General features: G+C 70.1%; 3 protein-coding genes. All 3 read left to right on the forward strand.

What is annotated here, in order from left to right; translation table 11 throughout:
- Positions 1–935 (forward strand): cobaltochelatase subunit CobN (locus tag AC3XYG_RS16330; protein WP_489140906.1); only part of this gene is annotated, 935 nt, incomplete at its 5' end.
- Positions 932–1,558, forward strand: a complete 627-nt coding sequence (cobO, locus tag AC3XYG_RS16335; protein ID WP_489140907.1) for a cob(I)yrinic acid a,c-diamide adenosyltransferase — start codon at positions 932–934, stop codon at positions 1,556–1,558. The genes AC3XYG_RS16330 and cobO, both read left to right, overlap by 4 nt.
- Positions 1,559–1,697: 139 nt before the next feature.
- On the forward strand, positions 1,698–3,149 hold the full coding sequence (locus AC3XYG_RS16340; RefSeq protein ID WP_489140908.1) for a cobyric acid synthase: 1,452 nt from the start codon (positions 1,698–1,700) through the stop codon (positions 3,147–3,149).
- Positions 3,150–3,187 lie beyond the last annotated feature (38 nt).

Consider the following 3,187-nt stretch of genomic DNA (forward strand, 5'->3'; position numbering starts at 1 on the left):
TGCCGGCCGGCGTGCTCGACCGGCCGCGGGTCGACGTCACCCTGCGGATCTCCGGCTTCTTCCGCGATGCCTTCCCCAGCCAGATCGACCTGTTCGACAGCGCGGTGCGCGCGGTGGCGGCGCTGGACGAGCCGGAGGACACCAACCCGCTGGCCGCACGGGTGCGGGCGGAGACGGCGGCGCTGATCGAGAGCGGCATGCCCGAGGCCGAGGCACGGCGCCGTGCCGGCTTCCGGGTGTTCGGCGCCAAGCCGGGTGCTTACGGGGCGGGCCTGCAGGCGCTGATCGACGAGAAGGTGTGGCGCGACGAGGCCGATCTTGGCCGCGCCTATCTGGAATGGGGCGGCTGGGCCTATGGCGACGGTGCAGTGGGCGCGGCCGCGCACGGCCTGTTCGCCCAGCGGCTCGAACGGGTCGAAGCGGTGGTCCACAACCAGGACAACCGCGAGCACGACCTCTTGGATTCCGACGACTACTACCAGTTCGAAGGTGGGCTGGCGGCGGCGATCCATCACCTCTCCGGCGCGCGGCCGGCGATCTACCACAACGACCACTCCCGGCCCGAGAGGCCGGTGATCCGGACGCTGCGCGAGGAGATCGCCCGTGTCGTCCGCGCCCGGGTGGTCAACCCGAAATGGATCCGCGGCGTGATGCGCCACGGCTACAAGGGCGCCTTCGAGATGGCGGCCACGGTCGACTATCTCTTCGCCTTCGCGGCGACGACCGATGCCGTGGCCGACCACCAGTTCGACCTGGTCTATGACGCGATGCTCGGCGACCCCGAGGTCCGGGCCTTCCTGGAGCAGGCCAATCCGGCGGCGGCGCGCGAGATCGCGGAGCGGCTGCAGGAGGCGCTGGATCGTGGCCTGTGGCAGCCGCGCGCCAATGCCGTCTACCATGAACTCGACGCGCTGACGAAGGAGCCCGGCCGATGAAGACCGATGGCATGACCGAAGACGAGATCAACGCCCGCCACGCCGAGAAGATGGCGAAGAAGAAAGCGGTGCGCGACCGGATGCTGGCCGACAAGACCCTGGAGAAGGGGTTGCTGATCGTCCACACCGGCAAGGGCAAGGGCAAGTCGACCGCCGCCTTCGGCATGGTGCTGCGCTCGATCGGCCATGGCTTCCGCACCGGCGTGGTGCAGTTCGTCAAGGGCAGCTGGGAGACCGGCGAGCGCCATGTGCTGGAGCGGTTCCCGGAGCTGGTGACGATCACCGCGATGGGCGAGGGCTTCACCTGGGAGACCCAGGACCGCGAGCGCGACATCGCCGCCGCCCGTGCCGCCTGGGAAGCCGCCAAGGCGATGATCCGCGACCCGGCCTATCGCATGGTGCTGCTGGACGAGCTGAACATCGTGCTGCGCTACGACTATCTGCCGACGGAGGAGGTGGTGGCCTTCCTGCGCGACGAGAAGCCGGAGGACACCCATGTCATTGTCACCGGCCGCAACGCCAAGGACGAGCTGATCGAGATCGCCGACCTCGTCACCGAGATGACCCAGATCAAGCACCCGTTCCGCGACGGGGTGAAGGCCCAGGCGGGGATCGAGTTCTAGTGGTGCTGAAGGCTGTTTTCTCTTTCTTGTCATGCCCGGACTTGATCCGGGCATCCAGAGTCTGTCGACAGTCTCTGGATTGCCGGGTCAAGCCCGGCAATGACAACAGAGGGAGGGGAGCGTGAAAGTCCCCGCCCTGATGATCCAGGGCACCGGCTCCGATGTCGGCAAGTCGCTGATCGTCGCCGGGCTGTGCCGGGTGTTCGCCCGGCGCGGCCTGCGGGTGCGGCCGTTCAAGCCGCAGAACATGTCGAACAACGCCGCGGTGACGGCCGATGGCGGCGAGATCGGCCGGGCCCAGGCGCTGCAGGCCCGCGCCTGCGGCGTCGAGCCGACCGTGCACATGAACCCGGTGCTGCTGAAGCCGGAGAGCGAGACCGGCGCCCAGGTCATCGTCCAGGGCCGCCGCGTCGCCACGCTGAAGGCGCGGGACTACGCCGCCCACAAGCCGGAGTTATTGGCCGCGGTGCTGGACAGCTACATCAGCCTGTCGGCCGAGGCGGATCTCATGCTGGTCGAAGGCGCCGGCAGCCCGGCCGAGGTCAATCTGCGCGCCGGCGACATCGCCAATATGGGCTTCGCCGAGGCGGCGGATGTGCCGGTGGTGCTGGTCGCCGACATCCATCGCGGCGGCGTGATCGCCAGCCTGGTCGGCACCCATGCGGTGATCGAACCGGCTGAGGCGGCGCGGATCCGCGGCTTCATCATCAACCGCTTCCGCGGCGACGCGGCGCTGTTCGCCGGCGGCATGCGCATTGTGGAAGACCGCACCGGCTGGCGCGGCCTCGGCAGTGTGCCGCACTGGCCGCAGGCGTCGCGTCTGCCGGCCGAGGATGCCAACGCCCTGGCCGAGATCGAGACTGCGCCGGGCCGCGCCATCACCATCGCCGTGCCGGTGCTGTCGCGCATTGCCAATTTCGACGATCTCGACCCGCTGCGGCTGGAGCCGGATGTGTCGGTGCGGATGGTGCGGCCGGGCGAGGCGCTGCCGGGCGATGCCGACCTGGTGCTGCTGCCGGGGTCGAAATCGACCATCGGCGACCTCGCCTTCCTGCGGGCCCAGGGCTGGGATGTCGACATCGCCGCCCATGTCCGGCGCGGCGGCCGGGTGCTCGGCCTGTGCGCCGGCTTCCAGATGATGGGCCGGCGGCTGCACGACCCGGACGGCATCGACGGGGCACCGGGGTCGGCCGAGGGGCTCGGGCTTCTCGATCTCGAGACGATGATGACGCCGGAGAAGAGCCTGGTCGCGGTCGCCGGCACGCACCGGCCGACCGGCGCCGCCATCCGCGGCTACGAGATGCATGTCGGCCGCACCGATGGCCCGGCTTTGGCACGGCCGCTGCTCGACCTTGACGGCCGACCGGACGGCGCGGTCTCGGCCGATGGCCGCATCGCCGGCTGCTACGTCCACGGCCTGTTCGCGGCGGATGGCTTCCGCGCCGCCTTCCTGGCCGCGATCCGGCCGCGCGCCGATGCCGGCCTGGCCTATGACGCCACGGTCGACGCCACGCTGGACGGACTCGCCGACCATCTGGAGCGGCACCTCGACATGGCGGCTCTGGCGAGGATTGCGGGCCTTTCCGGCTGACGCAAAACCATACCCGTCATCGCGAGCCCCGCAGGGGC

It is taken from the genome of Inquilinus sp. (assembly GCF_057815775.1).

Coding starts and splice junctions, on each gene's coding strand:
- cobO (WP_489140907.1), top strand. CDS start 932: ATGAAGACCGATGGCATGACCGAAGACGAGATCAACGCCCGCCACGCC.
- AC3XYG_RS16340 (WP_489140908.1), top strand. CDS start 1,698: ATGATCCAGGGCACCGGCTCCGATGTCGGCAAGTCGCTGATCGTCGCC.